The 17,875-nt window shown below is 43.0% G+C and carries 16 protein-coding genes and 1 tRNA gene; 4 read left to right on the forward strand and 13 right to left on the reverse strand.

Translation table 11 applies throughout. From position 1 onward, the window contains the following. Window positions 1–151: 151 nt before the first annotated feature. The 7 genes from LR957_RS03040 to LR957_RS03070 all read right to left on the reverse strand — a co-directional run bounded on the left by LR957_RS03040 (window position 152) and on the right by LR957_RS03070 (window position 7,566). Window positions 152–1,072: a CorA family divalent cation transporter gene (locus LR957_RS03040; RefSeq protein ID WP_232272869.1), complete on the reverse strand. Its 921-nt coding sequence runs from the start codon at window positions 1,070–1,072 to the stop codon at window positions 152–154. Window positions 1,073–1,129: 57 nt separating this feature from the next. Next, window positions 1,130–2,044: a magnesium transporter CorA family protein gene (locus LR957_RS03045; protein WP_232272870.1), complete on the reverse strand. Its 915-nt coding sequence runs from the start codon at window positions 2,042–2,044 to the stop codon at window positions 1,130–1,132. 76 nt (window positions 2,045–2,120) lie between these two features. Beyond that, window positions 2,121–3,071 carry a carbamate kinase gene (arcC, locus tag LR957_RS03050; protein ID WP_232272871.1) on the reverse strand — a complete coding sequence of 317 codons (951 nt, stop codon included), beginning with the start codon at window positions 3,069–3,071 and terminating at the stop codon, window positions 2,121–2,123. A 3-nt stretch (window positions 3,072–3,074) separates the two neighbouring features. Next, window positions 3,075–4,619 carry a YfcC family protein gene (locus tag LR957_RS03055; protein WP_232272872.1) on the reverse strand — a complete coding sequence of 515 codons (1,545 nt, stop codon included), beginning with the start codon at window positions 4,617–4,619 and terminating at the stop codon, window positions 3,075–3,077. A 39-nt stretch (window positions 4,620–4,658) separates the two neighbouring features. Next, window positions 4,659–5,648 carry an ornithine carbamoyltransferase gene (gene argF / locus LR957_RS03060; protein ID WP_146555134.1) on the reverse strand — a complete coding sequence of 330 codons (990 nt, stop codon included), beginning with the start codon at window positions 5,646–5,648 and terminating at the stop codon, window positions 4,659–4,661. Next, window positions 5,648–6,886: an arginine deiminase gene (arcA, locus tag LR957_RS03065; protein ID WP_232272873.1), complete on the reverse strand. Its 1,239-nt coding sequence runs from the start codon at window positions 6,884–6,886 to the stop codon at window positions 5,648–5,650. Before arcA ends, argF begins: the two co-directional genes overlap by 1 nt. Window positions 6,887–6,933: 47 nt before the next feature. Continuing rightward, window positions 6,934–7,566, reverse strand: a complete 633-nt coding sequence (locus LR957_RS03070; RefSeq protein WP_232272874.1) for a TylF/MycF/NovP-related O-methyltransferase — start codon at window positions 7,564–7,566, stop codon at window positions 6,934–6,936. 97 nt (window positions 7,567–7,663) lie between these two features. On the opposite strand from LR957_RS03070, the gene LR957_RS03075 reads away from it, so the two are divergent. Continuing rightward, entirely contained in the window at window positions 7,664–8,404 is a 741-nt protein-coding gene (locus tag LR957_RS03075; protein WP_232272875.1) for a hypothetical protein, read from the forward strand. 7 nt (window positions 8,405–8,411) lie between these two features. On the opposite strand, the gene LR957_RS03080 is transcribed toward LR957_RS03075, so the two are convergent. Next, the gene (locus LR957_RS03080; RefSeq protein ID WP_232272876.1) at window positions 8,412–10,406 is read right to left on the reverse strand and encodes an ABC transporter ATP-binding protein; all 1,995 of its coding nucleotides are present in this window, start codon (window positions 10,404–10,406) and stop codon (window positions 8,412–8,414) included. Then, entirely contained in the window at window positions 10,406–12,166 is a 1,761-nt protein-coding gene (locus tag LR957_RS03085) for an ABC transporter ATP-binding protein (RefSeq protein WP_232272877.1), read from the reverse strand. The genes LR957_RS03080 and LR957_RS03085 overlap by 1 nt, the downstream gene beginning before the upstream one ends. A 118-nt stretch (window positions 12,167–12,284) precedes the next feature. Here LR957_RS03085 and LR957_RS03090 point away from each other — a divergent pair. Together LR957_RS03090 and LR957_RS03095 are read left to right on the forward strand one after the other, a co-directional pair. After that, a tRNA-Pro gene (locus tag LR957_RS03090) sits at window positions 12,285–12,361 on the forward strand. Window positions 12,362–12,426: 65 nt separating this feature from the next. Then, window positions 12,427–12,894, forward strand: coding sequence for an NUDIX domain-containing protein (locus LR957_RS03095; protein ID WP_232272878.1), 468 nt, complete (start codon window positions 12,427–12,429; stop codon window positions 12,892–12,894). A gap of 14 nt (window positions 12,895–12,908) precedes the next feature. Here the strand turns inward: LR957_RS03095 and LR957_RS03100 are convergent, their stop codons facing one another. The 3 genes from LR957_RS03100 to LR957_RS03110 are packed head-to-tail and all read right to left on the reverse strand — an operon-like array spanning window position 12,909 to window position 15,110. Then, window positions 12,909–13,625: an amino acid ABC transporter ATP-binding protein gene (locus tag LR957_RS03100; protein WP_232273264.1), complete on the reverse strand. Its 717-nt coding sequence runs from the start codon at window positions 13,623–13,625 to the stop codon at window positions 12,909–12,911. Further along, window positions 13,612–14,322, reverse strand: a complete 711-nt coding sequence (locus LR957_RS03105) for an amino acid ABC transporter permease (protein WP_232272879.1) — start codon at window positions 14,320–14,322, stop codon at window positions 13,612–13,614. Before LR957_RS03105 ends, LR957_RS03100 begins: the two co-directional genes overlap by 14 nt. Beyond that, window positions 14,319–15,110, reverse strand: coding sequence for a basic amino acid ABC transporter substrate-binding protein (locus tag LR957_RS03110; protein WP_232272880.1), 792 nt, complete (start codon window positions 15,108–15,110; stop codon window positions 14,319–14,321). The genes LR957_RS03105 and LR957_RS03110 overlap by 4 nt, the downstream gene beginning before the upstream one ends. Before the next feature lie 52 nt (window positions 15,111–15,162). Here LR957_RS03110 and LR957_RS03115 point away from each other — a divergent pair, with 52 nt between their 5' ends. After that, on the forward strand, window positions 15,163–16,728 hold the full coding sequence (locus LR957_RS03115) for an LTA synthase family protein (protein WP_232272881.1): 1,566 nt from the start codon (window positions 15,163–15,165) through the stop codon (window positions 16,726–16,728). Here LR957_RS03115 and galE read toward each other — a convergent pair. Then, window positions 16,725–17,738: a UDP-glucose 4-epimerase GalE gene (galE, locus tag LR957_RS03120; RefSeq protein ID WP_232272882.1), complete on the reverse strand. Its 1,014-nt coding sequence runs from the start codon at window positions 17,736–17,738 to the stop codon at window positions 16,725–16,727. The two genes, LR957_RS03115 and galE, sit on opposite strands and share 4 nt — an antisense overlap. Between the last annotated feature and the right edge of the window lie 137 nt (window positions 17,739–17,875).

The following is a 17,875-nucleotide window of genomic DNA, read 5'->3' on the forward strand; positions in this document are numbered from 1 at the left end:
TCCTTATTATTATGTGCAGCCCCACGCGCTTCGACCTTTATCACTTAATATCAGCAATTTAATGCTTCGGCGCGAGACACATCAACAATGGTACCAAACGTCTATTGGTACGTCAAGCAAAAACATTTTAAAATGCCTACTTATTTATATATTAGAATAAGCGAATTCGCTTGGCAACAAACATAACAAGTAAAATCAACAACACTGTAAAACTGGTGATAGCCGGATACGCCCAAGGTTCGCCCTGAAACGGCAACGCTATATTCATTCCATACATTCCGTAAAAAACATTTGGAATAGCCAGAAGAATTGTTATAGCAGTCAATGCCTTCATACGTTGGTTTAGTGTATTATTAGCAACCGTCGAATAAGCGTTTTGAATACTGGAAATTGTGTGTGTGCTGGAACTTATCGCCACTAAAACTTGCCTGATGTGTAGATCGACGTCCTCCAAGGCCTCCAGATCTCTAGTCTTAAATAAGTGACGGCGGTTTTCCATTAGTTGTGTAATAACGCGGGACATCCCTTCCAAACTGCTTCGATATTCATTGAGCGTGTCTTCAATTGCGACAAATTTAATAAAATCCGAATTCTCAACTTCATGACGACTTAGTCGCCGACGGGCATCGCTAATTTGCTCCGTTAACAAGTGTACACGTTGTTCATATTGAGAAATAATATACGCCAAATTAGCAGCAAAAACTCCCGCTGGACGCTCGGTTGTGCTAAATAAATAATCGCTGACCTCCAAAGGTGAAAATTTAACATGAGGCGATATTGTAATATAATGACCGCCGCTAATTGCAATCAAAAACGGCGCTGTTTTACCAGAATCAGTTTGACCAAACGGTATGCGCGTAAAAATATATTCAACACCATCAGAAAACTCCGCTCGAGGCAATTCGTGGATATCCAGTACGTCACGGACAATATTAGCAGACAGAGACAGAGCCTTTGAAACTCGAGTAGCATCAAGACTCCCGGTCAAATTGATCCAACCGTTTTTATGCATTCGTTGAGCTTGCGTCAACTTTTCAGTCAACGATCTACGCTCAAAGTAGCCCACCATCATGAGAAAATTATAATATACACAAGCAATATTAGCAATCTGTCGAATTGCAATTAAACTTTATCGGCGGCGCAGGAAATAATAGCCCACAACGAATGCCAGCACTACACTGATCGCGGTAATCGCCCAAAACATCAATGGATTATCAGCACCTGGAACCGGCACGTTCATACCATACAAACCAGCGATCATCGTCGGAATAGTCAAGGCTACGGTAATTACGGTTAGCAGGCGAATCGTCTCATTAAGACGCGTATCCATCACCGCCCTATAGCTATCGCGCACATTAGTAATCGTCCTCAACAAACTTTTACAACGTGCAATCACCTGCTCCAAATCAATCGAAATATCCTCAACGTCTTCCTTATCATCAGCCTTCAATCGCAGCTTCTGAGTCGCCAAAAGTCTCTCAATTGCCCAGTTCATCGGAATTAACGCGTCAAGATAATCATTCAATTTGCGCTCATACTCCGCCAGTGTGGCAATGTCATTAACTCTCAGTGTATGAATACTGTCCGTAGCCGCTCGCATCTGGCGATTAATCGTTGCCACGCGCCGCTGATATTGCGTTGAAATTGCCTCAACCATCGCCACCAAAAGCTCAACTTGTCGATCCGTCCTAATTCGCACTTTATCAATAAATGGCTGCCACAATCGCCCCAAACTATCTCTGGACAATGTTACGATATGATCTTTATTGATGCAGAATAAAATCGGCGTGGTAAAATCGTTAAAATCGTCGTCAGTGTCTGGCAATCGCGCAATCAAATAAGTCCACTCATCGTCAAACTCAATACGTGGCACCTCGTGTGGATCAAGCGCGTCACTTATCAAATCCTCATCCAAGCCCAGTGTCAACAATTGCGAAACCTCTTCGTCGCTCGGTCTTTCGCAGCGCACCCACGAACCAGACTGCAAATTTTCTTGCGGACTAATTATTGAATCGCTATTTGTCGAACGAAGATATTGCAACATAATTTCATATTATAAAATAAAACATACATAAACACAAGAAGTTCCTGCGCCGTTTACAGGAACTTCTTGATTTTTATTACGATTTAACTATCGTGCCTGCCGAGCCGCTAATGGCTTCAGCGGTTTTATCCAGCGAAGTAATAATCGCCGTACGCCCTGGCTTTCCATCCAGGAACGACAAGGCAGCCTGAGTTTTTGGCAACATCGAACCTGCCGCAAATTGCCCATCATCAATATGCTTTTGAAGTTCTTCTATTGAAACTTCCCCGAGAGATTGCTCGTCTGGTTTGCCAAAATTAATTTTAGCAGCATCAACCGAAGTCAAAATCAGCAAAGTGTCAGCGTCCAAAAGATCCGCCAATTTTGCCGCGCCGAAGTCCTTATCAATGACCGCAGCGACGCCTTTTAATTGACCAGTTTCGTCTTGCAAAACAGGAATGCCGCCGCCGCCAGTTGAAACGACCGTCACGCCAGCATGAACCAGCGCCTTAATCACATCAGCCTCGACAATTGTCTGAGGTTTTGGCGAAGGAACGACACGTCGCCAGCCGCGACCAGCGTCTTCTTTCACCGTGTAGCCGCGTTCGCTAGCGACGGTTTTTGCCTCGTCTTCCGAATAGAACGGACCAATTGGCTTGGTTGGATTTTGGAATGCTGGATCGCTTAAGCTAACAATCGTTTGAGTTATAACGCTAACAGCACGATTATTCATTTGATTAACCATAAAGGCGTCATGAAAAGCCTGCTGCAGCCAAAAGCCAATCAACCCCTGGCTCATAGCGCCAGAATCTTCCAGCGGTAAACTTGGCACATCTGGCGTGTTAATCGCCTCTTCGTGCAACACAATGTTGCCAACCTGAGGACCATTACCATGAACGATTGCTACGTTGTGACCGGCTTGGATTAACGGCAAAAGTTGCCGAACAGTTTCATCAGCCACTCGTTGCTGCTGCTCAGACGCGGCTTCGCCCTGCCGTTGCAGGGCGTTACCACCGAGCGCTACTACAATAGTACGCTTCTTATCCATAGGCTACAGTGCTCCGAAAATTGCAATAACTGTAATGCTGATAATAGCAAATATCGCCATAATTGGAGCTGAGCGTTTTAGCCAGTCGCGATATGAAACGCCAGCCAAAGCCAATCCACCCATCAATGACGCGATAGTTGGAGCCATCATGTTGATCAAGCCAGACGCTGTCGCAAATGCGGCAACCATAACTTCTTTGCTTGAGCCAACCAGGTCGGCAATTGGCGCAATAACTGGCATAGTTGCTGCCGCCAAACCTGATGATGATGGCACGATGAATGACATTGGCAAGTAGAATAGATATGCCAACACACCGACAACACCGCCACCAGCATCTTTCAGGAGAGATTCACCCCAGCTAATAACTGTATCCTGAATCTCACCGTTAGTCATTACCACAGAAACACCCGTTGCTACTGCGATAATCAAAGCAACTGGCAAAATATCTTTCACGCCGTCAATGAAGGTATCAACCGGGAAGACGCCCTCCTTCTTAAACTCTTTGTAGTAAATCGCGGTTATAGCGATTGTTGAGATTAAGAATAGTGCAGTAATTTCATTGAAGTACCAGTCGCCAAATGGTGCACTGTGAACTACACCAAGTACCGCACCAATAACTGGAAGACCTACAGCCCAGTCAAACATATCTGCGAAGAATGTAATATTCCAACTTCCCCATGGAATCAAGGAAAGAATCATTAGCACAAATGTAATAGCAAACACAGCCATAACAACTTTTCGTGGACCAGTCAATTTTGGTACATTAGTCATGTCCAGAGCGGCCGTAGCTGGCTTATAGCGAACATCTTCTTTGTACTTTCCTGCCTTAACTTTTGCGGCATAACGCATAGTAAAGATGATTGCGGCAATTAGACAAAGAACCAAGATGATCGACATGATTGGAATAACACTACCCAATTTTACGCCTGCAGTCTTTGCGGCAACGCCAGTAGAGAATGGGTTGATCGTTGAACCGAGCACACCAGTACCAGCACCCAGTACAATCACCATCACACCAGTCATGGCATTATAGCCAGCAGCAATCATCATCGGTATGACGAGCGCGTAGAACGCCACAGTTTCTTCTTGCATACCGTAAGTAGTACCACCGATAGCGAATAAAATCATCAGAATCGGGATGAGCCACTTTTCCTTGCCCTTCATCTTTCGGAGCAGTGCGCCAAGAGAAGCGTCAAGCGCACCAGTTTTCATAGTGACGCCTAAGAATCCACCAAGCACCATCACGAAGACGATGACATCAAGCTTGTCTGACATACCTTTAATAGGTGCAGTGAAGACGTCCCACAAACCTTGCTGGTCGTGTTTTTTGACCTCTTCCTTTTTACCGTCTTTTTCTTCCGTGACGGTTCGATCTTTGTCGACTACGTGATACGAATTAGCTATACGATCGCCGTCCTCGTTTGTCTTATATAAACCCGAAGGAACTATCCACGTTAATGCCGCCATGATAATAATCACGACAAACAAAATAGTAAACGCCGATGGTGATCGAAGCTTCTGCTTTGTTTTTTTAATTTTTTCTACCATTGCCTCGGAGCCTCCTTAACCTCCTTATTACGACAACAACTACAATGTCAAAGCCATCACAGCTTTGATTGTATGCATACGATTTTCCGCTTGATCAAAAACTATCGAATGTGGCGAGCGGAACACTTCATCCGTAACTTCCATTGAGTCTAAACCAAAATCTTCTTGAACTTTCTTACCGGTGATGGTTAATGCATCATGAAACGCCGGCAAGCAATGCATAAACTTAACCTCAGGATTTCCTGTTAAGTTAATCATCTGGCGATTAACTTGGAAATGTCGCAATTGGTTAATGCGCTCAGCAAACTTGTCTTCTTCGCCCATTGAAACCCAAACGTCCGTGTAAATTACATCGGCACCGCGCAAAGCTTCTTCAAAATTGTCGGTAATAGTAATGCGTGCATGGCTTGACCTCGCAAAGTGATTTGCCTTATCAACCAAAGCTTGTTCTGGATGCAATTCACGAGGTGCCAAAATACGAAAATCAAGTCCCATAATAGCTGAACCGATCATCAGCGAGTTTGCCATATTGTTGCGACCATCGCCAACAAATACCAGCTTAGTTCCCTTCAATTTTCCAACATGCTCTTCAATTGTCATGAAGTCAGCCAAAATCTGTGTTGGGTGGAACTTATCGGTCAACCCATTCCATACTGGAACGCCAGCGTGACGTGACAATTCCTCAACGGTTGCGTGATCAAAACCACGAAACTCAATCCCGTCAAACATTCGGCCCAAAACCTTGGCAGTATCTTCAACCGTCTCTTTCTTACCCAATTGAATATCATCTTTACCGAGGTATTCCGGTGCAATTCCAAGGTCATTAGCAGCTACCGTAAATGCGCAGCGCGTTCGCGTTGAAGTCTTTTCGAACAACAAAGCCACATTTTTACCCTCATGAATTCGGTGCGGAATGCCGGCATATTTCAATCGACGATATTCACGAGCCGTGTCCAATAGCAAGCGAATCTCTTCAGCGGTATAGTCACCTAAAGTCAGTAGTGATCGTCCTTTCAAACTCTGAGCCATTAGAATACATCCTCTCGTACTAGCGGCATACTCATGCAGCGTGGACCACCACGACCGCGTCCAAGCTCAGCGCCACTAATTTCAATAACTTCGATACCGTTTTCGCGCAATTTCTGGTTAGTTACGTAGTTGCGATCATAAGTCACTACAACACCTGGCGCAATTGCCAAAGTGTTTGAGCCATCGTTCCACTGCTCGCGAGCGGCAGCGATTGGATCGCCACCACCACACTCAATCAATGTAACAGTCGGCAAACCTAACGCGACTCTTAGAACGTGCTCCAAATCTGTTTCGTGTGTAATTCGTGGGAATGGCTGACCTTCAACCTTCTCCAAGATAAAACAATTCATTTTACCACCATGATCACGAATTTCTGGATGGATCGTAAACTTATCACGATCAATCATCGTAAACACTGTATCAAGGTGCATAAAGGCATGAGATTTTGGAATTTCCATAGCGATGACCTTCTCAAACTTTGAACCAGCAAACAGCTTGGTTGCCATCTTTTCAATTGCCTCAGCAGTTGTTCGCTCTGAAACACCAATTGCCATAACCTTATCGCTTAATATTAATTCGTCACCACCTTCCATTGAGAATTTCTCTGTGCGGTTGTACCAAACTGGCGCACGGTTAGCAAAGCGTGGATGATGGTCGATGATGTAGCGCATAAATAGCGATTCACGACGACGAGCCGTCCAGTGCATCTTGTTAATTGTCAAGCCGTTACCGATTGCGGCAGCTGGGTCGCGTGTAAAGTATAGATTTGGCATTGGATCAAGATAGAATGGATAATGGTTCTTCTCGATCATATTGTGAAGCTGTTGATGCTGATCTGGAGGCAAAGTAATTTCGTCTTTACGAACACCAGCCATAATCTTGCGGATCATAGCGTGAGTTGGCAAGTCTAACAAAAATTGACGCAATGTTTGAGTAACACGGCGTGAATCCTGCTTAGAAGCAGCCAACATTTCATCGACAAATTGTTCGCGCAATTGATCTGTGTTAATTGCCTCGGCAACCAATTGATCCAGATACAGAACTTCGATTCCACGACTTCTCAATACTTCCGCAAAAGCATCGTGTTCAGCCTGCGCTACCTTCAGATATGGAATATCGTCAAACAAAAGATCAGTTAGATAATCTGGCGTCAAATTTTCCAGCTCTTCACCTGGCCGATGCAATAGAACGGTCTTAAGTTTTCCTATTTCAGACGTGATGTGAATTGGTTCGTCCATCACAACCCTCCCCTGTTTATATTAGTGATGTTTTAATTGTAACACGTTTATGTTTTTGGGCAAGAGGAGATGATTGCCAGACTAGCTTCAGTTCTGACCGCGAATTGTCGATTAACTTTCAGCCATTCATCAGTAGCTTTTGCAGCGCCCGGCAGAGCTTCATTTGCGTAATCATCGACAATAATTATCGCGTCTTCGTTAAACTTACTTTCACAAACCCGAAAAGAATCGACAATTGACTCATAAAAATCACCATCAAAAAACGCAAACATAATATTTTCCGGCGCGTCATCAGAAGTAAAATCAGAAAACCAGCCTTTGTGAATAATCGGCGACTTCAGCCCCGCTTTCTTAAAATTCTGGACAAATGTCTTACGCGGCGCTAATAACTCGCCAGCCTTAAATTGATCACCCGCAGCGCTATTATCCTTCTGGGTTTTTTCCGGCAATCCCGCAAATGAATCGTAAACATGAAACTCGCCCGTAAAATCATAAGCGTCCAATAGTCGGCGAATAAACAAACTAGTCGTGCCAACATAACAACCAAACTCCACAATATTTCCAGTGGCGCCACGGCGTAAAGTTTTCTCCAACTCTCTTAAAAGCGCACCAAGCTCTTTTATATCGACTTGGTCGGAAATGATCGGGTATTTAGTGAGGAGTTGGTCTGCGATATTCATGACTTAATTATAAATAGTTCGCCAAATATCGACAAATTATCAACGACGCGGCTCTATATATTTACAGTTTTATGAAGTAAACTATCAATTAGCACCTATGAATAACCACGATATTATCAAAACATTTTTACCAAAACAACTAGACATAAGACGGTTAAATCTGTTTCAATCCACATTGCGAAAATCAAACATAATTGTATACGGCGAAATTCACGGTATAAAAGAAAATGCCAACGTCGTCTATACTCTAGTTAAGAAACTTGGCGTAAAACGATTAGCTATTGAGGCCAGCCCCGCCGTATCCAACTTCATCAATTCGGTAAAGACCGGCTCTTACGATTTTTCCTTAGTTGATGAAGACCTTTTTGACTTAAGCGTTCTATCTCTTGAGATGATAAAAACGATAGCAATTCTTCTACAGCAAAACCAACTTAAAGAGCTCGTTTTTATTGATACATTTTTTGACAATTTAGATGAGAACGCCGTCATATCACCAAGCCCGCAGAAACGAGAAGAACAACTAGCTAAAAATATCCTTAAAATTGACGATTCCCTATTAACATTATGTATTATGGGGCAATGGCACACGCAACCTGAAGTCGTTAAAAATGGCGAAACGCAACATAAATCAGCGCTATATCGCTTAAGGAAAATAAAGCCAAATGTGCCGTTTATTCACAATGTCTACCGACAAGGACAATTATTTAACGACGGAAAAATAATTGAACTTCCGAAAAACCCATCAATTCCACCTTATTATGAAATTGTCCAGAAAACTGATATTGATTTCGATTTGCACACGCCAAAAGCTACAAAAATATCACTATATAAAAAGTAGTAGTCAACTACTCAGCAAACTGGCTATTATACAGATCGGCGTAAAATCCATTTTGCTTCAGCAGAGTTTCGTGATTTCCCTGCTCAATAATATTTCCGTCCTTAACCACCAAAATCAAATCGGCGTCGCGAATGGTACTCAAACGGTGCGCGATAACAAAACTAGTTTTTCCCTGCATCAACTTATCCATGGCTTTTTGGATAAGGACCTCGGTGCGTGTATCAACCGAGCTTGTCGCTTCATCCAGAATCAGCATTGGCGCTTTTTCTAGCATCGCCCTAGCAATTGTCAGCAGCTGCTTTTCTCCCTGGGAAATGTTAGCAGCCTCCTCACCCAAGACCATATCATATCCACCCGACAGCGACCGCACAAAATGATCAACATGCGCTTCTTTGGCGGTTTTTATCATCTCTTCCTCGGTAGCTTTTGGATTGCCATACATCAAATTCTGACGAATCGTGCCATTAAACAGCCACGTATCTTGTAGCACCATGCCAAACATTTGACGCACATCGCTGCGTTTCATTCTACGAATATCCACGCCGTCAATTTTAATCGAACCACTATTAATCTCATAAAATCGCATCAGCAAGTTAACTAGCGTCGTTTTGCCAGCACCAGTTGGACCGACAATCGCCACACGCTGACCTGGCTTAATGTGCGCCGACAAACCTTTGATGATAGTCTGGTCTGGCTTATAACCAAAGACGACGTTGTCGAATTCAACTTCGCCTTTTACGTTAGACAATTTTACCAAGTTATTCGATTCAACCGCTTCTTCTGGCTCATCCAAAAACTCAAACACTCGCTCGGCGGCAGCAGCTGTCGATTGCAAAATATTAGCAATATTAGCAACCTGAACCAGCGGCTGATTGAACTGATCGACATACTGAATAAACGCCTGAATATCGCCGATTTTTAACCGACCGTTAATTGCCAACCATCCGCCCAGAATTGCCATCACCACATAGCCAATATTGCCAATAAAGTTCATAATCGGATAAATCAATCCGGAAAAGAATTGAGCCTTCCAGGCGCTTTCCTGAAGCTGATTATTAATCTTAGAGAATTTAGCAATCGATTTCTTCCGACCATTGAAAACGCGCATTACTTGATGACCCCCATACATTTCTTCAATGTGGCCATTAAGTTCGCCCAGCTGAGTCTGCTGATGTAAAAATTGTTTTTGTGAGTTTTTAGCAATTAACGTAATCACACCGCCCGCCAGCGGAAGCACCAGCAGCGCAACTAGCGACATTTGCCAACTAATCGAAAACATCATCACCAAAATCCCCAGTACCGTAACCGTTGAAGTTACAATTTGCGACAAACTCTGATTTAGCGTTTGACTAATCGTATCGACGTCATTAGTTATGCGACTAAGAACTTCACCGTAAGTTTGCTTATCGAAATAACTCAGCGGCAATCGATTTATTTTTTCAGACAATTGTTGTCGCATTCTGAAAGTCACAGTTTGCGTTACCTGAGTCATTATCCAAGTTTGAATATAACGAAAAATCGCGCTCAGTACGTACAGCCCAATCAACAAAATAACAATTCGCCAAATAGCGTCAAAATGAAATTCTGGACGTCGACTGACATCTAACTTTTTAATCACCTCAAGCTGACTTGACGGAATCTGTTTTTCAATCTCCGACTTATTCGGCAATCGGTTCAAAACGTCCGCGCCAGTAGTTCCCGCTGGCAAAGAAACACCTTTTGGCAATTTGCTAGTAATCGCCTCGTAGGCTTTCATATTGACATAATCATCAACAATTTGATTCGTCGCGCCGCCTAAAATCTTCGGGCTGGCAATCGCAAAAATCGTACTCCCAATTGCAAAAACTAACACCATCAACATTTGCCATCGAAAATCCGACAAATATTTAATCAGCTTCTTGACTGTTCCCTTGAAATCTTTAGCCTTTTCGCCAGTGCCCATTCCGCCCATCGGGCCGCCCATTCGTACTTGCTGACGTTTTTTCGTGGTTTGCCTAGACATTAAAGCACTCCTTTCGCAGCAATAGACATTTTCTGTAAATCATCTTCCGAGAGTTGCGAAGCGGCAATTTCTTGATAGACCTCACAATTTCTCATCAATTCCTGATGAGTTCCTTGACCGACAATCTTACCCTCATCCATCACGATTATTTTATCGGCATTCATAATTGTATTTATTCGCTGACCAACAATTAACACGGTTTTATTCTTAGTTTCCTTTGCAAGCACAGCCCGCAACTTCGCGTCAGTTTTAAAATCCAACGCTGAAAACGAATCGTCAAAAATATAAACATTCGGTTCAACCGCAATAGCCCTCGCAATCGACAAACGCTGACGCTGACCGCCAGAAACATTGCTACCGCCCTGAGCGATTTCACTTTTATAGCCATTTTTTAACTCGCTAATAAATTCTTCCGCTTGGGCAATTTTGGCCGCTTTTTCAACCAACTTATCACTAGCCTCAGCATTGCCATATTTGATATTGCTAGCAACCGTTCCACTAAACAGCACACCTTTTTGCGGCACGTAACCAATTTGACCAGACAAATCTTCCAATTTCAGACTTCTAATATCAACGTCATCAAGCAAAATCTGCCCCGCCGAAACATCATAGAAACGAGGAATCAAATTAATCAACGTCGACTTTCCCGAACCAGTACTGCCAATAAACGCCGTTGTCTGACCAGGTTCAGCTACAAAATTAATATCCGAAAGTACTGGCAAATCCGCGTCAGGATAAGTAAATGTAACGTCCTTAAATTCAATTTTTCCCTTGGCATCTTTTGGTAATTTTTTCGGCGACTTCGGGTCAATAATTGACGGCATTGTATCCAAAACTTCTCCGACTCGGCGCACCGATACGGCGGCTCGCGGCACCATAATAAACACCATTGACAGCAACAAGAACGAGATTATCACCTGCATCGCGTATTCCAAAAATGCCATCATATTACCAATTTGCAAATTGCCACTACTTATCAAATGCGCGCCAAACCACACAATTGCCACACTCGAAAAGTTCATCACTAAAGTCATAATCGGATCAAGCAACATCATCAAACGATTCACAAATAAGTTCATCTTGTTCAATTCCACGTTAGCTTCTTGGAATTTTTTCTGCTCAATCTTCTCGTTATGGAACGCACGAATAACTTTCAGTCCAACCAAATTTTCCCGCGCTACCAAATTAAGTTTATCCACCAGAGTCTGCAATTTCTTAAACCTAGGTACGGCAATCGTAAATAGTGTAGCGATCACCACAAACAAAACGAACACCGCCAAAGCGATAATCCAGCTCAGGTCTGGCGCATTATTCATGGCTTTTTGCAGACCACCAATTGCCATAATCGGTGCCATTAATGCCAACCTCAGTAGCATTATTGACGTTGTTTGAATCTGCTGAATATCATTCGTTGAGCGCGTAATCAGCGACGCCGTAGAAAACTTATTAAAGTCCGCCAAAGAAAAACTTTCTATTCGTTCAAACAATTTCAATCGCAATTTTTGCGCCATTCCCGTAGCAATTCGCGCCGCCAAAAAACCCACGACAATTGAACAAAACCCACCAGCCGCCGTCACTAAAATCATCATCAAGCCATTATTCCAAATCGCCGACATGTCTTGTTTAATAATGCCGTTATTGACAATTTCCGACATTTTATCCGGCAGCCACAAATTCGCCATCACAACGCCATACGTGAATCCAATCAAGATGATAAACATTAGCCAGTAGCCGCTAAAAATTCGTAAAATATGTTTCATTTATAGTCCTTTACGCTCTAAGTCCACCTTATATTATATCATTGGGAGTTAGTCGATTACACTTTAACAATTACAATTAGACAAAAATATCTGTTAGTTTTATACTGTTTTTTAGCGTCGGGGTGTGGCGCAGCTCGGTAGCGCGCACCGTTCGGGACGGTGAGGTCGCTGGTTCAAATCCAGTCACCCCGACCATAAAATTATTGAGCGTACGTTCAATTTAATTGGACCTCTGGCTATTAGCAATTAAAGGAGGTTTTATGCGACGAAGAGTAAACGTACGCGGAATTATCATCAACAACAAGGACGAACTTTTTTGTCAAAAATTAACCGCAAACACCGGCAAAGGTCGTGATTTTTGGTGTACACCGGGCGGCGGTTTGGAAATGGGCGAAAGCTTGCTGGACGGCTTGCGTCGAGAAATGATTGAGGAAACTGGCGTCAAACCAGAAATTGGTAAGCTGTTATTTATTCAGCAATTCGCCGAATCAGACGAACAATCAGTGCACGGCCCAAATGAACAATTGGAGTTTTTCTTCCTCATCACCAACTGGCAAGATTACCAGCACATCAACCTGGGGCAAACGTCGCACGGCGTCGAGGAAGTAGCGGAATGCGGCTTTATCGATCCGAAAACGACGCGAATTTTACCGAGTTATCTGACAGAGGTTGACCTGGACCAGCTGGTTAACAAATTGACAGAAGTCCCAGTTCTAAGCGAATTATAGCGAGGTCACTCGGGCTATTTGGCGAAGAATTTTTTAGCGCGTTCAGTTTTCGGGTGATCCATAACTTGTTCAGGCGTCCCATTTTCGATTATTTCGCCCTTGTCTAAGAAAATCATCCTAGTCCCGACTTCACGGGCGAATTTCATCTCGTGCGTAACGATTACCATCGTCATTCCCTTTTTGGCAACTTTCCTAATCACGTCCAAAACTTCGCCAATCATCTCTGGGTCTAGCGCTGAAGTAGGCTCGTCAAAAAGCATGATTTTCGGCTCCATCGCTAGCGCCCGCGCAATTGCTACTCGCTGTTTTTGACCGCCAGACAAACTATTCGGCGAAGCGTCCGCTTTGTCTAATAGCCCAACATCGTCCAATAAACTTCGCGCCAATTTTGTCGCTTTTTGATCTGAAAATTTACGCAGTTTTTTCGGAGCTAATTTAATATTTTCAATCACGCTCAAATTTGGAAACAGATTAAATTGCTGAAAAACCATGCCAATATTCTGACGCAACGCGTTCAAGTTTACGTGTGGATCAGTAATTTTCACTCCATCGACAATAATCTCGCCTGAAGTCGGCTCCTCCAGCAAGTTCAGACAACGCAAGAATGTCGACTTGCCAGAACCACTAGAACCAACCACAACAACAATCTCACCCTCTTCAATTTCTACGTCAATATCGCGAAGAACTCGATTTGTGCCAAACGTTTTTTTCAAGTTTTTAACGCTGATCATCGTCATGCTTCAATTTCCTTTCTACTCGCGCCATTACTCGCGTAAAAATCGCCGTCAAAATTAAGTACATCGCTGCAGCGGCAAATAGCGATTGAAAAGCTGTCGCCGTTTGAAAACGAATATTGTCCGCGCCTCGCATAATATCATTCAGGCCAATCCAACCAACAACCGAGGTTTCCTTTAATAGCGCGATAAATTCACTAATCAACGCCGGCAACGAATTTCTCATTGCTTGCGGCAAAATAACCAGCCGCATTGCCTGCCAATTACTCAATCCCAAAGACCTGGCTGCTTCCATTTGACCCTTGTCAATACTCTGAATTCCGCCACGAATAATCTCAGCGATGTACGCGCCGCTATTTATCCCAAACGCTACCGCCGCCACAAAAATCTTCGGCATAAATTGGTACGATCCAAAAACGACGTAATACATAATCAATAGCTGAACCAAAAGTGGCGTACCGCGAATAATATCGACATAAATTTTTCCCAAACTAGCTAGCGGATTAAAGTTCGCGAGTCTGCTTGTTTTCATCCTGCCAAATGGTCGTAAATTCGACGTGCGCATCAGGGCGACAAGTACACCAATTGCTGATCCTAAAATCAGCGACAACACAGTCAAAACCAGCGTCACCTCTAATCCATGCCATAAAAATAGCCATCGACCGCCGCCAAAAATCACTTCCCAAAAATTCACAATTTAGCCTCCTCGCCAAAATATTTGCGGATTAATTTTTCATAGCGACCATCTTTTTTCATCTTGGCAATTTCTTTATTGACCTTTTCTAGGAGGTCTTTATTGTCCTTCTTAATAGCAATCGCATAACTTTCATCACTGAGCGCGCCCGGTAAGATTTCTAGGTCAGAAAATCCAGCCGAATATTGCTTTGCGGGAGCGTCGTCCAGAATAACCGCTTCAATTTTTCCCGAACTTAATTCCTGCAAAACACTCGGTGCGGTTTGGAATTGTGTGACTGATGCTCCAGCAATTTTAGACGCCAAAGTATCGCCAGTCGTACCCAGCTGTACGCCAATTTTTCGCCCTGGTAATTGATATTTATTGCGAATCGGACTACCCTTTTTAACAATTATTCTCTGCGACGCCGAATAATACGGATCTGAAAACAACGCATTTTTTTCTCGCTCGGGCGTCACCGTCATTCCAGCCGCCACCATATCAATTTGACCACTATCCAACGCTGGCAATAGCCCATCAAACGACATATCTTCGACCTTCAAATCCTTACCCAAGCTTTTAGCAATTTCCCTCGCCAGATCAACATCAAACCCAACCACTTGATTATTGTCAATATATTCAAACGGCTTGAATCCAGCATTCGTGCCCATCACCAAAACATCAGTTTTTGAGCCAATTACGCCATCTCTATGTAAAATATCGCCCAACATCAAACAAATCATCCCCGCAAATAAAACCAGCCCAATCCACCAACTAATTCCGAATGTGCGCGCCTTATTCTTGTTCATGCTTTTATTATACCCCTTCATCCGCAAAAAACGTAAGTGATATAATAGAATGGTGAGAAAAATTAAATTTACCAAACGTTTCTGGATTAAATCAATATCAATCATTTTGCTTTTTTTGGCGGCATTTTGCTTAATTGCGGCGCGATATAAATATATAGTCTTTAAAGATTCACAAATCGACGAGATAATTTTTTATTTCGTCAACGGATTAGCTGGTGGCAAATCTGACAATTTATGGTCGGCCGTCCTGCAAAATCTTCCGCTGGTTTTCCTATTATTCGGCGCTTTATTAATCCCAATGTTCGACAAATCAATCTCTTTTATCAATCGCATAATCGCCTTTTGCTTGAAAAAAATCAAATCATCACGAAAATTTACCCTGCCGTTTTTGAGATTACGAAATCAAGCAATTTACTCGCTAAGTATGTTTTTAATTGCGATCATCCTTCTAATTCAAAGTTTCGGCATCCCTAACTATATTTATGCTCTCACTCAATCAACCAAACTTTACGAGGAAAATTACGTCAATCCAAAAACCGCCAAATTAACTTTTCCAGAGAAAAAGCGCAACTTAATATACATCTATTTAGAGTCAATGGAAAACACTTTAGCATCAAAGGCTAATGGCGGCAGTTCCGAAACCTCCATTATTCCAGAGCTGGAAGAATTGGCATTAAAAAACACCTCATTCTCAAACAAAGCATCTGGCGTCGGCGGCGCTTTACCTGCAACAAACACGGGCTGGACCGTGGCAGGAATGGCTGCACAATCCGCTGGTGTTCCGCTGAAGGAAAACTTGGTTGGTGGACGCGACCATAATGCGCTTGGCGAATTTAAGAGGTTTTTGCCAGGAGCATATAGTCTTGGTGAGATTTTAGAAAAACAAGGCTATAATCAAACATTTGTTATGGGCTCTGAAGCAAGTTTTGGCGGACGCGATAAATTATTAACTCAGCACGGCAATTTCAATATCGAAGATTACAATTACGCCAAAAAACACGGAAAAATCTCCGAAGATTACAAAGTTTGGTGGGGTTATGAAGACAAAAAGTTATTCCAATTTGCCCGCGAAGAAGCCTCGCGCTTGGCAGCGTCAGACAAGCCATTTAACTTGCAATTATTGACCGCCGACACACATTTTACCGATGGCTATTTGGACGAAACCTGCGCTAAAACCTTCAGTAATCAATATGACAATGTTCACGCTTGCTCCTCAAAACAAGTCGCCGCATTCGTCAATTGGGTTAAGTCTCAGCCATTTTATGAAAACACCACGATTGTCATTTCTGGCGACCATTTAGGAATGCAGACTTCATACTACGACGAAAAAATTGGTGGAACTAATTATCAGCGAACTATCTATAACACGTTTATCAATCCAGCTATTTCAACTAGCTATTCAAAGAACCGTCAATTCACGACATTCGATATGTATCCATCAACCTTGGCGGCATTAGGAATTAAAATTGACGGCGACCGATTAGGTCTGGGCACAAATTTATTCTCTGGGAAGAAAACCTTGGTCGAACAGTACGGCGGAATTGAAAACTTAAATTCAGAACTCTCCAAACGTTCTGCTTATTACGAAAAAAATATCTTCGCTAAATCCGGTGATTAGCCGTTGTAACCGTTTGGATTATTGTTTTGCCAGTTCCAAGCGTCGCGGCAAGCATCTTCAATTGTCAATTCTGCTCGCCAACCTAGTTCTCTTTCCGCCAAACCTGGATCTGCATAGCACACCGCGACGTCACCCGCTCGACGTGGCGTAACTTGATATGGAACATCGCGACCAGATGCCCTCTCAAACGCCTTCACTAATTCCAAAACTGAAGTACCACGACCAGTGCCGATATTATAGACTTTATATTCGTTCGGGCGACCCAAATTCTCCAGAGCCGCCACGTGAGCCTTTGCCAAATCAACCACGTGAATATAATCACGTACACCAGTTCCATCTGGAGTGTCATAATCGTCACCAAAAACACTCAAATGCTCTCGCTTACCGACGGCGACTTGCGACACAAACGGCAGAAGATTATTCGGAATTCCTGAGGGATCTTCACCAATACGACCACTCGGATGCGCGCCGACTGGATTAAAATAGCGGAGAGATGTAAATTGCCACCCCTGATTTGTCGCTGAAATGTCGCGAAGCATTTGCTCAATCATCAACTTTGTTTGGCCATATGGATTCGTGGCAGACAACGGCATATCTTCGGTAATTGGTAATCGAGCTGGATCGCCATAAACTGTTGCCGAGCTAGAAAATACCAATTTCTTTACGTCAAATTCCTGCATTACATCAAGCAAGACCAATGTACTTTCAAGATTATTCTTATAATAAAGAAGCGCCTTCTCAACTGATTCACCGACAGCTTTCAATCCGGCAAAATGAATTACCGCATCGATTTTCTCAGACTTAAATAATTCTGATAGTCGCTGACGATCACACAAATCAAATTCATGAAACGGTATTGATTGACTGGTGATTTCTTCAACTCGCCTCAGGCTCTCGACGGATGAATTTGATAAGTTATCGACCACCACTACTTTATGATTTGATGATAATAGTTCGATGATTGTGTGACTGCCGATATATCCAGCGCCACCAGTGACAAGAATATTCATACATTTAACATATCATAAAATGGCTATTTATTTTAGTTAGCACTCTTGCACCGAGAGTGCTAATTTGCTATGATAACTATATCAAATTTCACCATTCTGTCTTTTGCTGGGGCGTAACAAATTAGACCTAAAAATCA

The sequence above is a fragment of the Candidatus Nanosynbacter sp. HMT-352 genome, from assembly GCF_021222645.1.
Classification (GTDB): domain Bacteria; phylum Patescibacteriota; class Saccharimonadia; order Saccharimonadales; family Saccharimonadaceae; genus Nanosynbacter.

Coding starts and splice junctions, on each gene's coding strand:
- LR957_RS03040 (WP_232272869.1), bottom strand. CDS start 1,072: ATGATGGTGGGCTACTTTGAGCGTAGATCGTTGACTGAAAAGTTGACG.
- LR957_RS03045 (WP_232272870.1), bottom strand. CDS start 2,044: ATGTTGCAATATCTTCGTTCGACAAATAGCGATTCAATAATTAGTCCG.
- arcC (WP_232272871.1), bottom strand. CDS start 3,071: ATGGATAAGAAGCGTACTATTGTAGTAGCGCTCGGTGGTAACGCCCTG.
- LR957_RS03055 (WP_232272872.1), bottom strand. CDS start 4,619: ATGGTAGAAAAAATTAAAAAAACAAAGCAGAAGCTTCGATCACCATCG.
- argF (WP_146555134.1), bottom strand. CDS start 5,648: ATGGCTCAGAGTTTGAAAGGACGATCACTACTGACTTTAGGTGACTAT.
- arcA (WP_232272873.1), bottom strand. CDS start 6,886: ATGGACGAACCAATTCACATCACGTCTGAAATAGGAAAACTTAAGACC.
- LR957_RS03070 (WP_232272874.1), bottom strand. CDS start 7,566: ATGAATATCGCAGACCAACTCCTCACTAAATACCCGATCATTTCCGAC.
- LR957_RS03075 (WP_232272875.1), top strand. CDS start 7,664: ATGAATAACCACGATATTATCAAAACATTTTTACCAAAACAACTAGAC.
- LR957_RS03080 (WP_232272876.1), bottom strand. CDS start 10,406: ATGTCTAGGCAAACCACGAAAAAACGTCAGCAAGTACGAATGGGCGGC.
- LR957_RS03085 (WP_232272877.1), bottom strand. CDS start 12,166: ATGAAACATATTTTACGAATTTTTAGCGGCTACTGGCTAATGTTTATC.
- LR957_RS03095 (WP_232272878.1), top strand. CDS start 12,427: ATGCGACGAAGAGTAAACGTACGCGGAATTATCATCAACAACAAGGAC.
- LR957_RS03100 (WP_232273264.1), bottom strand. CDS start 13,625: ATGATCAGCGTTAAAAACTTGAAAAAAACGTTTGGCACAAATCGAGTT.
- LR957_RS03110 (WP_232272880.1), bottom strand. CDS start 15,110: ATGAACAAGAATAAGGCGCGCACATTCGGAATTAGTTGGTGGATTGGG.
- galE (WP_232272882.1), bottom strand. CDS start 17,738: ATGAATATTCTTGTCACTGGTGGCGCTGGATATATCGGCAGTCACACA.